Annotated in this window: 11 protein-coding genes; 3 read left to right on the top strand and 8 right to left on the bottom strand. The window is 43.8% G+C overall.

The window, feature by feature from the left end:
- Position 1: 1 nt before the first annotated feature.
- Positions 2–2,236, bottom strand: coding sequence for a T9SS type B sorting domain-containing protein (locus G563_RS0127380; RefSeq protein ID WP_028668145.1), 2,235 nt, complete (start codon positions 2,234–2,236; stop codon positions 2–4).
- Between the two features lie 151 nt (positions 2,237–2,387).
- Between G563_RS0127380 and rlmD the strand changes: the two genes are divergently transcribed.
- Complete coding sequence (rlmD, locus tag G563_RS0127375) at positions 2,388–3,800, top strand: 23S rRNA (uracil(1939)-C(5))-methyltransferase RlmD (protein WP_028668144.1); 1,413 nt, start codon at positions 2,388–2,390, stop codon at positions 3,798–3,800.
- A 218-nt stretch (positions 3,801–4,018) separates the two neighbouring features.
- On the opposite strand, the gene G563_RS0127370 is transcribed toward rlmD, so the two are convergent.
- The 7 genes from G563_RS0127370 to G563_RS0127340 form a co-directional block, all read right to left on the bottom strand.
- Positions 4,019–6,502 (bottom strand): hypothetical protein, encoded by a 2,484-nt coding sequence (locus G563_RS0127370; protein ID WP_028668143.1) that lies wholly within the window; start codon positions 6,500–6,502, stop codon positions 4,019–4,021.
- A 12-nt stretch (positions 6,503–6,514) separates the two neighbouring features.
- Complete coding sequence (locus G563_RS0127365) at positions 6,515–7,966, bottom strand: hypothetical protein (protein ID WP_211235318.1); 1,452 nt, start codon at positions 7,964–7,966, stop codon at positions 6,515–6,517.
- A gap of 80 nt (positions 7,967–8,046) precedes the next feature.
- Positions 8,047–9,759 carry a RagB/SusD family nutrient uptake outer membrane protein gene (locus G563_RS0127360; protein ID WP_028668141.1) on the bottom strand — a complete coding sequence of 571 codons (1,713 nt, stop codon included), beginning with the start codon at positions 9,757–9,759 and terminating at the stop codon, positions 8,047–8,049.
- A 19-nt stretch (positions 9,760–9,778) separates the two neighbouring features.
- Positions 9,779–13,174 carry a SusC/RagA family TonB-linked outer membrane protein gene (locus tag G563_RS0127355; protein WP_028668140.1) on the bottom strand — a complete coding sequence of 1,132 codons (3,396 nt, stop codon included), beginning with the start codon at positions 13,172–13,174 and terminating at the stop codon, positions 9,779–9,781.
- A 115-nt stretch (positions 13,175–13,289) separates the two neighbouring features.
- Complete coding sequence (locus G563_RS37290) at positions 13,290–14,300, bottom strand: FecR family protein (RefSeq protein WP_051211246.1); 1,011 nt, start codon at positions 14,298–14,300, stop codon at positions 13,290–13,292.
- A gap of 23 nt (positions 14,301–14,323) precedes the next feature.
- Complete coding sequence (locus tag G563_RS0127345; RefSeq protein WP_028668139.1) at positions 14,324–14,881, bottom strand: RNA polymerase sigma factor; 558 nt, start codon at positions 14,879–14,881, stop codon at positions 14,324–14,326.
- A gap of 170 nt (positions 14,882–15,051) precedes the next feature.
- Positions 15,052–16,560 (bottom strand): family 16 glycosylhydrolase, encoded by a 1,509-nt coding sequence (locus G563_RS0127340; RefSeq protein WP_028668138.1) that lies wholly within the window; start codon positions 16,558–16,560, stop codon positions 15,052–15,054.
- A 357-nt stretch (positions 16,561–16,917) separates the two neighbouring features.
- Between G563_RS0127340 and G563_RS0127335 the strand changes: the two genes are divergently transcribed.
- A complete protein-coding gene (locus G563_RS0127335) occupies positions 16,918–18,714 on the top strand; it encodes an FAD-dependent oxidoreductase (RefSeq protein WP_028668137.1) in 1,797 nt (598 codons plus the stop codon).
- A gap of 48 nt (positions 18,715–18,762) precedes the next feature.
- Complete coding sequence (locus G563_RS36030; protein ID WP_037328369.1) at positions 18,763–20,586, top strand: 2-oxoacid:acceptor oxidoreductase subunit alpha; 1,824 nt, start codon at positions 18,763–18,765, stop codon at positions 20,584–20,586.
- Positions 20,587–20,953: the final 367 nt, after the last annotated feature.

Below are 20,953 nucleotides of genomic sequence, written 5' to 3'. Positions count from 1 at the left end.
TTTATTTGACCACGGTCAGTGTGCCTTTAATGGTTTTATCTGTGAATCTTAATCCATAGAAATAAGTCCCTGTAGTTAGTCCTTCGGCACACCATTTGAATTTTTTATCGGTAGCAGAAAACACCAATTTACCCCAGCGATTGTAGATATCTACTTGCAAAAATTGGGGTCCACAAGCCACATCCGAAATACCGTCAACGGTAAAACAGTCATTTTTACCGTCGTTGTTGGGAGTAATTACATTGGGTATCTTGGACTCTACAATTTGTACATCGGGAATATTGGCCATGCGTAGTGTAACGGCCATAGTATCGGTTTTGACGGGTCCACAACTATTGTCTTCACAAATAAAATTAATGATAAGGTCTTTGCCCGCTAAATCCGCAAATTGGCTGCAAGTAAGCGTCCAATCAAAGCGCGATGTCAAGCGCGGTAAGCCATTTTTAGCATCAAATTTTAAGGAATATTGACTCAAATTAAATCCTTTCCCTTGTGCGTATAGCTTGAGTTGGTCGGCTTTGTCAAGGTCATCGCCGTACACCTCGAAACTGATGGTATTGTCTCCTTCGCTGGTCGGATAAGGTACATTGATAAGTTGATTGGCGGGGAGATTGGTCGATACAGAGGGTTTATTATTAGCCCTAGCAAAGGCTTGTAACCTTACTGTTACGGTATCTTTTACTTGTCGGTTGCAGCCTACATCTGTTACTACAAAATCGACAACATACTCACGGTCAAGGGCATTACAAGGCGGATTCCAATTAAAGGGCTGTGTGATTGTGCCTTTTCCAGTGCCATTGCTAAACGACATACCTACCTGATTCAGCTCAAACCCTCTTCCTTTGGCTTCCAATATCAAATCATCGTTATCCTTATCCGCCCCTGTGACTTTAAAGGCCAGGTTGGTTCCTTGGGGTATACTAGCTCGGTTGTTGGCTAAGTCCGTAGAAGCTTCGGGGTTATTGTTGGCATTTCCTTCAATAAACACCCTCAAGCTCAGCGTATCGGTACGTGGCTGAGGGCAGCCGTCATCACTCACCACAATAGCTACAACGAGAGGCGTATTGTTGCGGCTTTCAAGGCATTTTTCAAAACAAATCTGGGCTTTAAGGGTATCTGTGGTAGATTTGGTAGTATAAGTTACGGGATTGACTGTCACGCTTTTATCATCAAAATTCACCCCTATAGTCTTGATAGAGAGGCGTTGATTGGCATCTCCGTCGGTAATCATGATATCCAAACATTTGGATTGGTCGCGTTTGATAGTCAACAGCTCTCCCTTTTTATAAAAGTTTATCTTGCCAGCTTCTCGAAACAACGCCACAGGACTAGCATTTTGGGGACAATCCACCACTTTCAACTGAAACTCTCGCCTCACTGCCCCAATCCGTACTCCTTGGCGGTATTCTTCAATCAGCACCGCAAACACATATAACCCAAGCCGCGAAGCCGTTACACCTAGCATTCCCGTTTGGGGATTGATGTATAAAGAAGGATTCCCCGGAATCATGTTTTGATTGTCTATTCCAGCCACCCATTGCACTTCGGGATATACCTTACTTCCAATAGGGATAGGTTGGGCAGAACTAGGACTACTGTAACCCGCCCACGGTTTGGTGAGTGAATACACTAGGCTATCCCCATCAGCATCTTTACCACCAAAATCGAAAGTAAAGGGCCGGTTCAAGCAAATATAATCACCTTTGAGTTCTTCAAACTGGGGAGAAGAATTGGTATAGGGTAGGCCATTTTTAATCAACGCAGGAAATTCGGTATGAAATGTCTGCCCCGTGTCACCCGGCCTAAAGATATTGGAGATAGTAGTATTGCGACAACAACGTTCCCAAACAATATAATAACCTCTAGCATCATCAAAATTTTGAGCATTAATGATTATTTCTGAAGAATAACGCAATAACAAAGTTTGTACTCCAAAGCTTCCACTTGTACAATTAGGGTTGGTATAATTGATTATTTTACGGGTTGTTTTGGGTAGTTCTACACTTCCCATGGGCTCATTGTCTGATTTTCTAAAAAAATAAAGACGAATGGTATTAGTTTCTGCGGCAGTATTACCGTTGATTAAATCAAAATAAAGATTAAGCCCTAAATAAAAACGGTTGGTAGAACGGTTGGTGGGATAAAACTCTATCTCTCCTCCTACTATGTGCGAAGCATTACTTATCAAAGGAATCCAAAACAAAATCCATACTACTCCAAGTATAATTTTTTTCATAAGGTTTTAGGGCTAAAGTTCTCGTTGTATTTTTGTCGCTTCACTTATCTTACGCCTCATCTACTTTACGCAACAATCCACCTTCACGTTGCTTACAGTATGAGAACAAGAGATTGGTTGGGCATGGGATAACGGTATATACAAAATTCGGATGAAAAATTACAAAAAAAATAAACAAGTAGTTGAGAATCTTCTCATAGAAGATTTTGCAGCAGAAGGAAAATGTATCGGACGCCACAATGGCGCGGTGGTTTTTATCGAAGGCAATGCCGCCCCCGGTGACGTAGTAGATGTAGAAATTCTCAATTTTAAAAAAAAGAAGTTTTACGAAGCAAAAGTCATTCAAACCCACTCGTATTCGGACAAAAGAGCGGAAGCCTTTTGTGATTATTTCGGGACTTGTGGTGGCTGCAAATGGCAACATATCAAATATGAAGAACAACTTCAATTCAAATGGCAGCAAGTAAGCGATCATTTGCACCGTATTGCCAAGGTAGCTCTTCCTCCTATCGAGCCGATTTTACCTTCCGACAAAACTACTTTCTACCGTAATAAATTAGAGTTTACTTTCTCTAATCTGCGCTGGTTTACGCTCAATGAAATCAATTCGGGATCTGAGTTGGAGCGTAATGCTTTGGGCTTTCATATCCCTAAACGCTTCGACCGCATTCTTGACATTGAAAAATGCTATCTCCAACCTGACCCTTCCAACGAAATCCGTAATCAATTGAGAAGCTTTGCACTCCAAAAGGGTTTTCGGTTTTATGACCAAAAAAATAACGTAGGCTTTGTAAGAAACGTAATCTTGCGAACCGCCAATACGGGCGACGTAATGGTAATTGTGCAATTTGCCGAACCTAACCAGTCAGATATTGAGGCTACAATGGCATTTTTGGCCGAGACTTTTCCGCAAATCTCTTCTCTACAATACATCGTCAATACCAAAGGAAACGACTCTTATTATGACCAAGATGTGGTTTTATATGCTGGTAAGCCGTACATTGAGGAGCGTATGGAGGATTTAGTTTTTAGGGTAGGTCCCAAATCATTCTACCAAACCAACTCCGACCAAGCCTATGAATTGTATAAAGTAGCGCGGGAGTTTGCTCAACTGACAGGCCAAGAACACGTATATGACCTTTATACGGGAACAGGAACGATTGCTAATTTTGTGGCCAAACAAGCCAAAGCCGTCGTGGGTGTAGAATACGTTCCTGAGGCGATTGAAGATGCCAAAATCAATTCTGAAATCAATGGCATTCATAATACTAAGTTTTATGCGGGCGATATGAAAAATGTCTTAAATGAAGCATTTATTGCCGAAAACGGCCACCCAGATGTCGTGATTACAGACCCGCCACGCGCAGGTATGGACGAGCCTGTAGTGCGTACGCTTCTGCGTATGGAACCTACGAAAATTGTATATGTAAGCTGTAATTCAGCCACTCAAGCACGCGATTTGGCATGGCTAGATGAAAAATACGCCGTGAAGCGTGTGCGCCCCGTAGACATGTTTCCCCATACGCATCACGTCGAAAATGTGGTGGTGCTCGAGAAAAAATAAACTACAGAAGCTAACCCCGGCAACGTTTGGAACGTTGCCGGGGTTAAAACAACAAATCCCCGACACAATGGTATCGGGGATTAATGTGAATCAAACCTATCGTTATCAAACCTTAAAATTATCTTACTCTCTGTTGAAAATTAAGGCGAACGCTGGCAACGTTCCAAACGTTGCCAGCGTTTAGTTTAAGCGTTTAGTTTAGGGTTTAGTCTAGCCCACTACTGATACATCAACCAAGCCGTAGCCTCACAAGCTTTATTAGCCTTGAAACGAATCCAACGAGCCTGAAAATCTTTACCAAAAGTATGCTCAAAGGTTTCACCGGGTTTTACCGTTACTTCTTTGTAAGTCATCCAAGGACCATGCCCAATCGGTTCTACTTCGATGGTGAAAGTGATTGCTTCGGTAGCTTTATGCGAAAGCTTGAGGCTTTTTTTATCATAGAAACCAATCAAATAAGGGTCTGAAGGTGTATTGGCCGTTACTTGACTATTTTTCCAAGGCCCACCTTGTCCAGTAGGTTTGCCCAATTTCCAAAGATCATCGATAGTTCCTGCCCATACTTTGGCTTTTCCATCAGCTGAGGCAATGATGTGATTGCTGTTGGGGGTTTGAGCATCCAAGCCCGTCAAAACAAACAGCCCTCGATAAGAAGCATAATCGTGAATCGTCAATGAGTGAGACGCCACAGGGCGCATTTTAGCAAAACCATCGGCATTTTCGGCGGGAAGTTCGTAAAAAGTACCGTGTACATTCATCAAGTCACGCTCCGTAGCTACTTCCCGACAAATCCGCAAAGAGGCACTCTTTGTTTTGGCAGTAAATGCCTCATTCCCTTTAGGTAAACGCCAGCGACGCCCTGCATCATCTACTATCAACACAGAAGCCTCATCTATGGTGACTACATCTCTGGGAATCGCAAATTCTTTGCGGATAAACTGAGCCGTAGCAGCGTCTTCTTTACGAATCAGATTGAGCGCACTATCCAATTCATAATAGCCGCTTTCGCTAAATTGTCCATTCACAAAATCTCCGGCCAAAATACCCAATTGACGGCGATTTTTTCCCAAACCATACAAGAGCCCCGCTTTGTAATTGGCACTATTGATATTGCTCAGTCCGTCAAATATTTTGTCTTTAGCAGTAGTAAAACGGCTTTCATCGGTGTAATTAAAATTAACGGTAGCCGTGGTAGCTTTGTTGGTTTTTACCCGAATCCATTCCCCTACTTCAGAGGCCGCAAAAGAAACAGAGGTAGCTTGTCCTGCTTTTACGGAAGCTGTTTTTAAAGATTTCCAACTTCCTTTGCCGTTGGTATCTACTTCAAAAGTAAAAGTCACGTCTTCAGTACCAGCATTGCTCATCCAAGCGATGCGCTGCTTCCAGCCTGCAAACAAAAACGGATCAGAAGCCACATTTGCCTCTACTTTGTCGTTGAGCCAAATCGCACCTTGGGCCGTATTGGGACCTAATTGGTCAGGCATATTAATAGATGTAAACCAGAGATTAGAATTTGATTGCCCCGGCCCTTCGATGTTACCTTTCGCTTTGCGTTTGTTCAAAAACTCCTTTTGAGCCGAGTCGTCACAACCAAACACGAGGCCATTTTGCCAACGGGTATAGTCTCCGATTACTTTCAAATAAGCCGAACGTGGGCGAATGCCTGCGGTGTTTTTAGAAGAAAATGTTTGAGGGAAACGCCAAAACATTCCGTGCATCGTCATCAAGTAGTCAGGGGCTTGGGCTGTACCAATGTCTCTGATACGTGGCCATTCGGTGTTCCACCCATGCGCCCCGTCATAGCTATGACTTGCCTTAGGAAGCCTAAAAAATGCCCATTTGCCACTATCACGTACCGCCAAAAGTACCGAACGGTGGTCCCAACCTGTAGCCCAAATAGGGTCGGTTTCGGGATTTTTGTTGCCATAAATTCCCCCCGGTCCTGTTACCTCTACAAACTGATTGCGACGCACTACTTTCCAATCTTTTCCGTTCCATTCGGCTAAGACACCCGCTTCAATGTCAAATTGTTTCAATGCCTGTGGGCCAGGTTCGCCGTTGTTTGAATATACCATTACTCCCTGCCCCGAATACAAACCCTTCCCATGCGCTCCGGGCAGGAGGGCTCCGTTATGATTGTTGGCGACATCGTTTTCTTTCTTGTTTTTAACGTTTCCGTCTTGGTACAAAAGCTTGGATTCTAAGGTTTTGACATCTACCTCATAAAATCCTTCTTCCATAGTACCATAATAAATCTTGGAAGCCGGCGAAAAAAGGTGGCGAGCATTGCCCGTATGGCGCCCCGGCATTTGGGTATAAGGAATCGTCCGCACGTTTCCGTTGCTACCAATGGCATAAGGGCCAATAAAAAGTTGATTGCTTTCGGCATGAACCATCCGATTGGCAGGCGTGCCGCCGATGCTTTCCGAGCGAATGGTTTTGTGCAAATCAGGGGTGATTTCGTAAAGCTTATCCGAAGACCCAAAGGGTAAATGCGGCCCATAGGTAATGACCCAAAGCTTTCCGGCCCAAGGGACGACTGCACCTGTGCCGCATTCTCCTTCGTTGTTATAATAAGCAAGGTGTGGATAAATACCGCTGATTTGTCGGTAAGATGATTTGGGCTGGGCTTGCGCCAAGCCACAAGCCAAAACGGCCGTTGCCATTCCTACCGTAAGAGATTTGAAGTCTAATTTGTACATATTAAAGATGAGTTATTTAAAAGTAAAATAAGCTGTTCCGACACAATCTTTATCGCTCACCAATCTTACCCATTTAGGGTTAAATGATTCGGGCAAATCAATACTTTTACTTTCTTTTGGATTGACGATTATCGTTTGAAATCTGCGATAATTCCCGTCTCCCACGATATCCGCTTCAAGGTCAAATTTGACTGAAAGGCTGCTATTGTGCCACAAATTCAGCGATTTGTTGTTGAAGTTAAAAGTAAAAAATGGATCCGAAGGTTGACCTTTTTTGATTTCTGAATCTAGCCATACACCGCCTTCTCCTTGCAATTTACCAAAACTCCAAAGGTCGTCAGTCTTGCCAAACCATAGACCCGCCTGGGGTTGACCCGCCAAGGGATTGTTGTCAATGCCGCTATTAAAACGCATGGGAGTGGCTTGATTCCCTCCCAATACCAGCATTCCGCGCCAACTGCAAAAGTCAGGAATGATACGAAGGTGGGAAGAAATAGGCTTGATAGCCCAAAGCTGATTGCCGTAAGTGTGGTATCCAATTTCGTAAAACAATCCGTGGCAATCCATCAAGGCGCGTTCGGTCTCTACTTCGCGGATTCGCATCCATTCGGTACAACTCGTTTCGTCAAAAGTACGGCTTCCCTTAGGCAATCGGTAGCGTTTCCATTCTTTAGTAGAAGGGAAATAGACATTCATCAACACCGAGGCTTTGTCCCAGCCCGTCGCAATCATAGGTTGACCAAAAGAGCCGGCACTCCATACTTCCGTAAAAGCCGTTTTTTCCAGAATTTTCCAAGTGTTTCCGTCCCATTCGGCCAGCCGCCCCGCCGCCCAAGAGCCGTTGTAGTCTTTTTCGTTGTAGCTATTGTTGGTCACTACTACTCTTCCATGTTTGGTAAAACCCGACTTAAAATGGGGTTTTGAACCGACAGGTTCGTCTAGCTCTTTCATAAGATTGAAAAGCTGTTTTGTTTCTAAGGTAGTCACATCCGTTTCAAAAAACTCACCTTCCATCGACAAAAAATAAACCTTTTTGGTGGGTTCTGTCAAGTGTGCCATCGTAGCAGCCAAGCGGTATTTTTTTACGCCTTCAATGAGTCTTACATTGCCAAGTGTATCAACCACATACGGCCCAATGATCAACTGATATGTAGAAGCATGAATGAAACGATTGGCATACGTACCTACGATACTTTCGGCTCGTTTTTTCAATTCCATTTTATCATTGATTTCATACAACCCTGTTCCTGAACCAGTGGGAGTCATATGGGCTACATAAGTAATAATCCACAATCGATTGGCCCAAGGCATCAGGCCTCCCGTACCGGCTTCAGTACGCGGGCTATGATTGGCAACCATCGCTAAGTTTGGAAAGACGCCACTCACTGAAGGCGCATTTTGGGCGTAGGTTTGCAAGGCACAAAACGACCCTACAACAAAATATTTGAAAAAATTTTGTTTCATTTTCTTAAACGATATGGAGAAGGAATAGACAAGTAAAACGAGCCTGCGAAAAGCAGAGGCAGGCTCGCTAAAAAGCAAAATCAATAGCCGTCGTTTTGCTTCATATTGGAATTGATTTGAATCTCAGCCGTAGGAATAGGCCATAAGTACTGCCGGTCGTTCCAAGTAGTAGGAACCAAGTTTTTGATAAGACCTGTTTTTTCCATTTCACTAAAATCAGGAGTACCGTCTTCATCAATTCTAGGCGTACCCGGAAAAAACCACAGATTTTTATCCACCACTTTACTACGTAAATCTACGGGATCGAGCATACCATAAATGGGACGATTGAGGACTTTGCCCGCAATCCGCCAGCGCACAATGTCCATATAGCGAAGCCCTTCAAAGGCCAACTCCATCCGTCGCTCCATGCGCAATTCACGCCGTAGCTCAGCTTGGTTGGTAGTAGTGATAGCAGGGTAAGATGTAGTAGCCGTAAGCGCCACTTTGTAGGCTCTTGCTCTTACAGAGTTGATGGCATCCAATACCGATTTGTCGATTTGATTTTGTTCAATTTTTGCCTCAGCATACATTAAAAGTACATCGGCGTACCGAACGATAATTTGCTCAGGCTCAATCAAACGACCATTGAGCAGCCACGAATCATCGACTCCTTTTTTCCAAATCAATCCGTTAAAAGAAGCAAATTGAGCATTGGCGCGGTTGTCGTTGTTAGTGACTTTGGTATTGGTGCTCAGGCGGGTAACTTGCAGCGCGTTGGGGTGTGGGTCATAGATAAATCCTAAGTGAGGCTGCCCAAACTCAACAATGGTAGCCGTACAACGAGGGTCGCGGTTTTTGAAGGGGTTACGTGGGTCATAAAGCGGCGACTTGTCAATGGTTTTACCATCAATGCAGAGATATGAGCAAAACAAATCCCATGAAGGATTAGCTGCGGCAAACCCGCCTGAATTGCGACTAATAATATCCGAAGTTGGCCCTGTAGTTACTTTTAATTCTAGCGAACGAGGAACGGAAAAAATGACCTCCCGTGAGTTTTTTGTACTTTGCAAAAACAAATTGGCATAGTCCGAATGCAAAACGTATTGGTTTAAGTCCATGCAGGCTTTAGCAGCATCGCTAGCTACTTTATAGTCTTTTTCATAAAGAGCAAAACGCGCTTTCAAAGCCATTGCCACGCCTTTAGTAGCACGCTTTACCGCCGAGGCAGCATAACTCGCGGGCAAATTGGCAATGGCATAATCAAAATCTTCGTAGATTTTGGCACTTACTGTTTTTTTATCGGTACGGCCTTTGGTATAGGCTTCTTCGATGCTGATTACATTGTCACTGTAAACTACATCTCCAAATTTGTTTACTAATTTGGCATATTGGGCCGCACGATGCAGCCGCGCTTCTGCTAAGTACACATCCAATTTTGCTTGGTTTACTTTGGCCTTGGTCTCGGGGCTATTTAAGGCTACAATGGCTCTGTTGGCACGAGCAATGGCTTTATAAGAGTTGCGCCAAAGCGTGGTCGAAAATGCCCATTGGCTCGTCACGGTGCCAGCTTTGACAGGTGTAAGGGTTTGACGATAAAAACCATCATCCGAAATGTAATTGACGCTCGTTCCGTCTTCGTCCCATTGCCAAAACTCAATCCGATAGAGGTCGTTGAGAGCTAGTTGGATTTCGGTTTCGTTGGAATACCACTTTTCAGCCGACGGCTCCGCAAGTGGATAAAGGTCAAGGGAATTTTGGCAGGAAGCTAGCAATAGTATGCTAAGGGCTGCGATATATATATTTTTTTTCATTGCAAATCAAAGGGTTACATTAAAAACCAATCGTAAATCCACCCAATACGGTTGTCACTATCCCAAAACCTTCTGGGTCCCAACCTTTAGGGTATTTGTTGAGAGTAAACACGTCGGTAGCATTGAGATATACCCGAATGTTGTTGGAGAGAATCTTACGCGAAATCCGCTGCGGAATGGTATAGCCCAAGGTGATATTTTTGAGACGAAAATACCCTCCATTAAACAACCAAAAATCAGACATAGCACGGTTCAGTCCCTTATTGGTTTCGGTAAATCTTGGGTATTTAGCAGCTAAGTTTTGTTCAGTTGTATTGTTAGCACTCCAAGTAGCTCCGTCTAAATACACAGGAAATACCCCCCAGTTTTCGGCATTATAATCAGTATAAGGCAACAGCGAAGTATTTTGATAACCAATGCCTTGGAAAGTCAGTCCCAAATCGAAGCCGTTGTAATCTAGCTTGATATTGCCACCATACATCCATTGTGGTTGAGAGTTACCTAACAATACACGGTCATACTCTGGCGAAATTTTACCATCCGGGACACCGTTAGGGCCGCTGATGTCGGTATATTTCATATCACCTACTTTTACGTTGGCGTTGATTTTGGGAGAATTATTGACATCTTCTTGGGTTTGGTAAATTCCTTCTGAACGATAGCCGTACCACTCATCAAACTGACTTCCCAACTTTTTGATACGGTCACCCAAAAATTCGGTTCCGCCCAAATCACCCATAACAGACTTAAATTGAGACAGATTGAACGAGGCCGAGTAGCGCAGCTTGCCGATATTGTCGCTCCAGCCCAAATCCAAATCAATACCTTTGGTAGTCATGACGCCCGTATTTTGGTTAGGATTTTCAAACCCTACAAAAATCGGAATCTGCAATGCCAACAACATATCTTTGGTTTGTTTGTAATACACATCGGTAGTGAAGCGCAACCGATTTTTCAAGAAGTAAGCATCCAAACCCAAGTCGGTAGAAGTGGTCTTTTCCCACGAAATATCTTTGATAGCATACTGCACTTGCGCGGCGGTTTGTTGAGCTACTGGTATGTTGTTTTGGAAAAACAGTGCATTGCTAAAGTTCATGATACCTACCGACGGGTAGTTTCCGATACGTTCGTTGCCAAGATTCCCCCAAGATGCGCGCAGTTTCATAAACGACACCACGTTTTGTCTTTTGAAGAAATCCTCTTCGCTCACTACCCAGCCTGCCGATATCGACGGGAAAGTACCCCAACGGTAGTTAGCATTGAAACGCGACGAGCCGTCGCGGCGTACATTGGCCTGAATCAAGTATTTATCTTTGAAACTATACGTCAAACGTCCAAAATAAGAGCGATAAGCCGTTTCGAATGCCGACCCGAAGTTGTCTCTAAAAGCAGCAGGACCTTGGTTGAGATAGGGATAAGTATCAAACAAATATTGGTCGCGCGAAGCCCCCATAGACTCTCCTTTGAAATAATAGTTTTCGTAACCCGCCAAAACCGTAAAATCATGATTGCCAATGGTTTTTAGATAATTACCCAAAAACTGCGTGGTAATGCTGTAGTTATTTGTGCGGTTTTCGTCCAAACGAGTAGTGATACCGCCTCCAATCAGCGATACGATGTATTGATTCGGGTCGTTGGCAGCATATACATCCACTTGACGATTGAACCGTTTTTGGACATTAAAATCAAAAATAGGCGCGATAATTCCTGAAAACTTCAATCCTTCAACTGGCTTTAAATCAAGGGCTAAACGACCACCAACTTGATTGTAAGTGTTACGATCAGTGCCCCCATATTTTACTTTGGCATACACATTTTCGCCCGCTTTGCCGTCAGCGATCCGCCCGTCGGCCCAGATAGCAGGATAAATAGGTGACGAAATCCGCGTGCGGTACAAAGGGTCATTGGCAGTAGGGTCAAGTGCATTCGTTCTTTTAAAATTAAAATCGACGGTTCCTCCAATAAGTTTATTGATCGTAAAATCATTATTGGAACGAACAAAAATCCGATTATAGTTTTTGTTATCGTAAAAACCACCCACCTTCTCAAATCGAACTGAGGCATTTGATTTTACAAATTTTGAGCCACCCACTACGCTAATGCTGTGAGCTTCTCTAGGTGCTATTTTATTGAGAGTCAATGCCATCCAGTCTGTATCGGGGTATCTGTCAGGGTCAGACAGGTGTTTTTGATTATAATCCGTCAACAAATCTTGGCTAAAAGTAGGAAAGCGATTGGCACCGTTTCCGGCATCGTTCCAGCGGAGTTCGTTGACAAGCTCCATATAGCGCTGCGCTCGCATATAGTCGGGTAGCTGCGTAGGCTTATCAAACCCATTTTCATAGCTATATTGAATAGAAGCTTGGTCTGTTTTAGCTCTTTTGGTAGTAATCAAAATCACCCCAGCCGCCGCGCGCGACCCATAAATAGAAGCCGAGGCTGCATCTTTCAATACAGTCAGGTTTTCGATATCGTTGGGGTTTACTTGGTTAACATCACTTACAGGTACGCCATCCACAATCACCAAAGGGTCGGAGCTACCAATCGTCGTAATCCCCCGAATGCGAATCGTTGCCCCCCCCATAGCTCCACTCGAAGCATTACGCGTCACCATCACACCCGACATAGCCCCTTGCAGTGCTTGTGCCACCTGCGTTTCTTTGCGCTCCTTAAACATATCAGCGCCAACAGTAGACACCGCTCCCGTCAAATCTTTCTTTTTCTGAACACCATAGCCTACCACTACCACTTCTTCCAGCGATTTGGTATCAGGTTTGAGCGAAATATTCAAGGAAGTTTGATTGGCAATACTTACCTCTTGACTCAAATATCCTACAAATGAAAAAACAAGGATGATATTGTCGTCAGGAATCGAAAGGCGGAAGTTTCCATTTCCGTCGGTGTTTGAACCACGCTGCGTGCCTTTTACCAAAATACTCACCCCGGGCAATCCTACGCCCTTTTCGTCCACAACTGTCCCCGTGATATTTCTATCCACATTTCGGAATAGTTCAAGACTTGACGCTTCGCCGTTTGGGACTACTTCTTTTTCATTTTTTACTTTTTTGAGGAGTATCCGATTTTCTATTACTTCATAAGTGACTTCAATCGGCTTGAGGATTTGGTCGAGTACGGCTGAGAGGCGGCGATTGTTGAGACTAACAGTCAGGCGTTGACTAGATTTGATTTTGGTGCTATACACAAACTTAACGTGGGCCTGTTTTTCGATTTCGTTGAGAATTCTACTTAGCTCTAATCCTTCTCCAGATACCGAAATAGGGCGATTGAGCACCTCTTGGGCTTGACTATCGTAAGCCCAAGCAATACTGCCACACAACACAAATAGGAGCAGTTGTGAAAAAGTAATTTTCATGAGCTTCCACCAGATTTTGGGAATTGGTAACGGTTTTTGCATACATTTACTTGTTTTTTGATTGGACAAATTAGAAAACACTCCCCTCCCACAGATTGGCGTTTGTAGAGGGGGTAATCAATGGCCGAAAATGTTCGCAGCATTTTCGGCTTTTTCTTTAACATCCGTCTCCATTAATGAAGACTACTGTACCGCGTTTTTCGTAGGTAGCGTCTATTGATTTACAGATAAGTTCAAGCTGCGTAAACATCGAAAGCCCGTTGAGGTCGGCTGTGATTTTACAATCCTTGGCGCTAGGATTGGCGATCACAAACTCTACTCCATACCGCAACGAAAGCGCATCTAGCACTTCTTGCAAACAGGTTTCTTTAAAAACAAAAGGAAGGTTTACTACCTCAGGTGCTACAATAGGAACTGGATTTTCGACAATGCCGGGTACTATATTTTTGGAAACTACATCGTACAAAACTTTTTGATTGGGGGTCAAAATCACTCCGTTTTTTTCCGATTTTTGGTTGGGTTTTTCGGTATAAACTGACACTTTTCCGGTAGTAACGGACACTTCTATGGTATTGGATTTTTCGTGGTGACTTACCCAAAAACTCGTCCCTAGCACTTCGGTTGTCAAATCTCCGGTATGAACGACAAAGGGCTTTTTTACATCTCGTTTTACTTTGAAGAAGGCCTGTCCTTTGAGATAAACGGTGCGTTTGGTTCGGTTGAAAGTTTTGTCATAAACAATACTGCTATTTTGTTTGAGTAGCACCACTGTACCATCTTCGAGGCGTACCTCTTGTTCTAGTTCTGTTGTATTTTTTACTTCAATACCTGTGTTTTCTACCTTAATTGGTAGAGAGGGTTCTACTGTGCTTGCCACTTGAGGCGGTGGCTCCAACGAATGCCACCACAGCACTCCTACTAGTAAACAAGCCGCCGCTCCCGAAACCCACGTCAGAGGCATTTGGATGATATGACCCAAGGGGCGAATTTGGGCATGAATTTGTCGCCATATTCGCTTTTCAAGGTTTTTACGCTGGTTTTCGGGTACATTCACCGGATACTGAGTAGGTTGGTTTTGAAACCATTCTTCCAAAAAACGCTCTTCTTCTTCGGTCGTTTTTCCTTCCAAGTATCGCTTAGATATATCGTTAAATTCTTGCTGAGTCATTTCTGTATGGGTGTGTTTATAGTCTAGTTGTAAGATTGATAAGACTTCAAGTTTTCTTTTAAAAACTTCAGGGATTTTGTGATATGATACTCCACAGCTTTTTCGCTAAGATTGAGGCTAGTGGCGATTTCCCTGACCGATTGGTTTTCGAAACGACTCCGTTTGAAGACCTCCGCACTTTTTTCGGGCAAAAGATTAAGAATCTTATCTACAGCTTCGGCTAGTTCTACAAAATTGACAATCTCATCGGTCGCATAGTTTTGGTGGATTTCTTGAAATATGAGGTATTCTTGGTACTTACGATAGCTTACTTGCGACTTGATATAATCATACACTTGGTTTTTGATAGCAATGGTGAGATACAAATCCAAATGCCGAATCACGACTTCTGCACGCCGATTCCACACATTTAGAAATACCTCCTGCACTAATTCTTCGGCTTCTTCACGCACGCCTGTTTGATGATACGCTATACCAAAAAGCTTATACCAATACCTACGGTATATCTCTTCAAAGGCAGAAATTTTCCCTTCTCTCAAAAACTCCACCAAACGTGCATCATCCCATTGCTTAATACCCATGCGTTTTCGCTATTTACATGTACAGTAGAACAACTACCTCAAATCCCTAAATAATTTTGAAAAATATTTGAATAATATTGTTTTTGTATACTTAAGACCTTTTTAGAAGGCCAAAAACAAAAAAGGAGGTCACATATAGCAACCTCCTTTGGTGGATGTATCAGGCTGATTTATTGATACACCCTTACATAATCCACTTCCATTTTGGCAGGAAATACCGTTTCATCAATGCCTTTTGCGCCACCCCAATTGCCTCCAACGGCGATATTGAGTAGCAAATAATGTGGCTTATCAAAAGGCCATTCATTCGTAGTTTTGTGTTCGTTTGGAATACTTAAATATACTTTACCGTCAAGCAAGAAATCCATTTTTTCGGACGTCCAGTCGATAGCATAAATGTGAAATTCCGTGTAAGGGTTTTTGATAAAAATCTTTTTTGATTTTTGGGTACCCTTCACGTGGTTGTAGGCTTGCGTATGAATCGTCCCCACCAAAGTATCAGGGTCATAGCCTACGTGCTCCATGATGTCGATTTCACCACATTTAGGCCAACCTACCTGCTTGATGTCGTTGCCAAGCATCCAAATAGCCGGCCAAGTTCCCCGTCCTTTGGGAAGTTTGGCTTTTATCTCAATGCGCCCGTACTTCCACTCACCCTTGTCGCGTGTGACCAAACGAGCAGAAGTATAGTCTCGATTTTCGTGTTTTTGTTTACGAGCCGTAATGGTCAATATACCATTTTTCACGACGGCATTGCTGGTATCGGCTTCGGTATAAAACTGTAGTTCATTATTACCCCAGCCATTGCCGCCTACATCATAGCCCCACTTAGCGGCATTGGGCAATCCTGCATAGTTAAACTCATCTCCCCCCACCAATTTCCACTTTGTTTTGGCAAAAAGCGCATCATGCTTGAGGGCTTTTTCGGGCTCGTCGGTAGTGATATAGTCTATGCCTCTTCCCAAGAAGTAATCAATAAGCGTAGTATCATTGACCGTCCAAGCATTGGTCGTAATCCCTTCTTGTTGGGCTTTGGTAAGCCATTCTTCATCTTTCTGAAATACACTAAAATGGTAATCAGCCCCGCCGATATTGTCGGCTTTGAGCTGCGCTGCCGAGATATTTCCATTCAAATACTGAAGCTTGGCCTTGGTATCTAGCTCTCTTACCTTTTTCAGAATATCATAATCAAAACTGATATAGACCACCCATTTTTGGGCTTTGAGCTTGTGCACGGTTTTTACCACTTTTTCGGCCAAAAGCGCGGCCCGTTCTTTGCCAGCCGGCGATGGTTTGATTTCCGCCACCAGCATGGTTTTCTTTTGTTTTTTACCAGCTTTCAAATATTCTTCCAAAGTAGGCAGCTGTTCGCCGTTTTTGAGTGGCTTTTTGCGTAACTCCGCAAAATCCGTCTGCTCAATGTCCATGCCTTCATAATGAGCGTCATGGTTGATGACGAGTACCTCGTCTTTGGTCATTCGGATATCAAACTCCGAGCCTACACAACCCAGCTTAATAGCCTCTTGAAGTGAAGCGAGGGAGTTTTGAGGGGCACCAGTGTGCTTCCATGCTCCTCGATGCGCCACAATTTTGTTGGAATGAAAGGATTGAGCCCAAGCGATATTGAGACCCAGCATGCTCCACAGGAGGAAAAGAAAAAAAGTTGTTTGTTTATTCATTAGTAATTATTGTTTTTCAAAAATTAGCTTTGTCACGCAGTTGACGTTGTATTGCTTTAAAAGGCACATGATGGCACTTTTTCCCCCTACAAACTTTCACAAAAGTAATATTCAAATTTCGTTATCATTTTCCCCAAATATTTTCTATCCAAACCGTAAAGTAACTTTTAAATAATATCGTCTTTGTATTTCCAAACAAAATAACTTAATTGCCAGCAAAAGCCACGTGAGTACAATTTACTAATGAATATACCCACAAAATACCTTCTTCTTTGCCAGAGAAATTCTGCCTATCTCTCCCTCAGATGGTAAATGTTCTGACTTATTTGCATTACTAGCTATTCAAATTTTACCTCCTTGAAACCGACAGACATTCAAAATCCCGAGTACTTCCACAAGGTAGTGGATTGTCAGTACGCATGTCCTGCGCATACTCCCGTGCCAGAATACATCCGACTGATAGCAGCTGAGCGCTACACCGAAGCGTATATGGTAAACTGGGAATCAAACGTATTTCCAGGTGTACTAGGTCGTACATGCGACCGCCCTTGCGAACCCGCCTGCCGACGCGGCCGCGTAGAAGAAGAGCCTGTGGCTATCTGCCGCCTCAAGCGCGTTGCGGCCGACAACAAAGGCGATGTAAAAAGCATGATGCCCCAAGGCCCTTTTGCGCCCAATGGGAAAAAAATAGCGCTCATTGGTGGAGGCCCTGCTGCGCTCACCGTGGCGCGCGATTTGACACCGCTAGGCTATGAGGTTCATCTTTATGACGACCAAAACAAAGGGGGTGGAATGATGCGTAGTCAAATCCCTTCTTTCCGCTTGCCCGACAGCGTGCTTTCGGAAGAAGTAGGCTTTATCCTTGATTTGGGTATTCATACGCATTTCAATACCCGTGTCGAAAGCTTGAAAGACATCCTGAGCCAAGGTTATGATGCGGTTTTTGTGGGCACAGGAGCACCTAAAGGTAAAGATTTGGCCGATTTGCCGGGTCGTTGGGACGCCCAAGCCAATATTCACATCGGAATTGAATGGCTTGCCAATGTAGCTTTTGAGCATACTAGCAAAATCGGCAAAAAAGTAATTGTATTAGGTGGTGGAAATACCGCTATGGATTGCTGCCGTACTTCTCGCCGCTTGGGTGGTGAAGATGTAAAAGTAGTGGTCAGAAGCCCTCGCAAAGAAATGAAAGCGTCGCCTTGGGAAATCGAAGACGCCCTTCACGAAGATATTCCTATTTTAGAAAATCACGTTCCTAAATCATTCGTATCCGAAAATGGCGTTCTAAAAGGAATGTATTTCGAAAAAGTAGAAGCTATCTACGACAACGGAAAACGGAAACTCGTGCCTACTGGTGAGCCAGATATATTCATAGAAGCGGATGATGTGCTTGTGGCGATTGGTCAAGAAAACTCTTTCCCATGGATTGAACGTGATTTAGGGCTTGAATTCAATAAATGGGGCTTACCCGTATTGGATGAAAAAACCTTCCAATCTACCCTTCCCAAGGTGTTTTTTGGAGGAGATGCCGCTTTAGGTCCCAAAAACGTCATTACGGCCGTAGCCCAAGGTCATCAGGCTGCGGTATCGATTGATTTGTATTGCAACCAACAATCCCTCTACGAACGTCCTTCGCCCTATACCAATCTGATTAGTCAGAAAATGGGGATTCACGAATGGATTTACGACAGCGATGTCACGACCGACATTCGTTATAAAGTACCTCATGCCGACAAAAGTCTGACCCTGAAAGATCGTAAAAAAGAAGTCGAACTGGGTTTTAGCCAAGATACTGGTTTTAAAGAAGCTCAACGCTGCCTCAATTGCGATGTACAGACGGTATTTACCGAAGATAAATGTATCGAATGTGATGCTTGTGCTGACATCTGCCCTACTACTTGTATCACCTTTACGATTAATGGCGAAGAAGACGACCTCCGCTCTCGACTCAATGCCCCCGCTCACAATGTAGAGCAGGAACTGTACGTATCTGATACCTTGAAAACAGGCCGAGTGATGATCAAAGACGAAAACGTGTGTCTCCACTGTGGACTTTGTGCCGAGCGTTGTCCAACTTCGGCTTGGGATATGCAAAAATATTTGTATTCAGTAACAAAAGCTGGCTGCCAAAGCAGCATATTAGAAACCATTTAACCTCTTTGTTTAAAGCATTAAAAAAAAGAGGCATAACCAAGTCTATCAATGCAACAACTTACCGCAATTAACGACTTAGTAGTACGATTTGCCAACGTCAATGGAACTGGTTCGGCAAGTGCCAACAATATGTTTGCAATGTCTATTTTTAGAATGGGCATTCCTGTTACTGCCAAAAATATTTTTCCTTCCAATATCCAAGGTTTACCTACATGGTATGAAGTAAGGGTAAGCGAAAAAGGCTACCTTGGCCGCCGCGAAGGAGTGGACTTACTCGTGTGTGTCAATCCGCAAAGCATGAAGCAAGACATCGCTTCTGTGAAATCAGGAGGTTATTTTATTTATGACAACACCAAAAATCTCCACAAAGACTTTATCCGAGAAGATATCAATTATATCGGTATTCCGATGATTGGTATCTGTATGCGTTTGTACCAAGATGCGCGTCAACGTCAATTGTTCAAAAACATGATTTATGTAGGCGCTTTGGCCGCCCTACTCGACATCGAACTTGACGTAGTGAAGGGCATCATCGCCGACGAATTCAAGAAAAAGCCCAAACTCATCGAGCCAAACGTCCAAGCGATGATGGAAGGGGTAAAATATGTACAAGAAAACTACGATAGCCCACTAGGTCTCCGCGTTGAGCGTCGCGACCTTGTGGGAGATAGCATCGTCATAGACGGCAATACCGCCTGTGGACTCGGAGCAGTGTATGCGGGTGCCACCGTAGCCGGATGGTATCCTATCACGCCGTCGACATCGTTAGTAGAAGCGTTTGCCAAATACGCCAACCGTCTGCGCACCGACCCCGAAACAGGCCTTAAAAAAGTCGCGATTGTACAAGCAGAAGACGAACTAGCCGCCCTTGGGATGGTGCTAGGTGCAAGCTGGAATGGTGCGCGGGCTTTTACGGCAACTAGTGGCCCGGGGGTATCTTTGATGAATGAATTTTTGGGGTTGGCTTATTTTGCCGAAATCCCTGCGGTACTAGTAGATGTACAACGAGGCGGCCCTTCGACAGGGATGCCTACCCGCACCCAGCAGTCAGATTTGTTATTGGCCGCTTATGCCTCGCATGGCGATACCAAGCATGTTTTGCTGATTCCGAGCACGCCTACCGAGTGTTTTAATTTCATGGCAGATGCCTTCGACTTAGCCGAGCGTCTCCAAACTCCCGTCATCGTAATGACGGACTTAGACTTAGGCATGAACGACCACCTCACCGCCCCTCTCAAATGGGACGACTCCCGTCGCTACGACCGAGGTAAGGTCTACACTGCCCAGGATTTGGATGCGTTAAGTGCGATGGGCAAACAATTTGGTCGCTATCTTGATGTAGACGGAGACGGAATTCCTTACCGTACCCTTCCCGCCACGCACCCTACCAAAGGATCGTTTTTTACGCGTGGTACATCGCACGACGAATACGCTCGCTATACCGAGGATGGTGTCAAAAACGCTGAAGTACTCGATCGTCTGCTCAAAAAATGGGACACCGCCAAAGACATCACGCCTAAGCCCGAGTTTTACCAAACTGCCAACCAAAGCAATATTGGAGTGGTATTTTTTGGTACCACCACTTACGCCGCCCTTGAAGCACTCGACTTATTGAAACAGGAGGAAGATATAGTAATCGATGCTATGCGTGCAACGGCCTTTCCGTTTCATGAGTCGGTGGAGCAGTTTATCGAAGCTCACGACCACGTATTTGTGATTGAGCAAAATCGCGATGCACAGTTCCGTACCCTTTTGATTAATGAATTGGAAATCAACCCCAAAAAATTAATCAAAATCCTCAATTATGACGGAATGCCTATTACAGCCGAAGCAATCCGCCGCCAAATTGTGGGCGTCTTGGCTACGGTTTAAGAATGATTTTGGTTGGTTTGCCCTGAAATATTCAAGTCAAACCAACCAAAAATTTGCTTAACGTGAGATAACAACTTTAACTTTTATAACTCAATGACAAAAAAACAAGTAATCAAATACTCACTTCTTTTTGTAGTTTACATTGTTTTATTTGTTTTGATAGTTGTGGGCGACATAGTACCTTCTCGTATTTCAAGGTTTCTGATACCAATCATGTTTGCAATACCAATGATAAGCGTCATCGTACTCACAATCACTGCAAAAAACAAATAAGTCAATACTTTTGTATTTAAGATATGGTGAAAGTAGGATGTAAATTCTTCAATATCAAAAATATCCGTAACCTCCCAACCATAATTTAGACATC

The sequence above is a fragment of the Runella zeae DSM 19591 genome (assembly GCF_000423565.1).
In the GTDB taxonomy this organism is placed as follows: Bacteria; Bacteroidota; Bacteroidia; order Cytophagales; family Spirosomataceae; genus Runella; species Runella zeae.
This window is presented reverse-complemented; position numbering and strand designations above follow the sequence as displayed.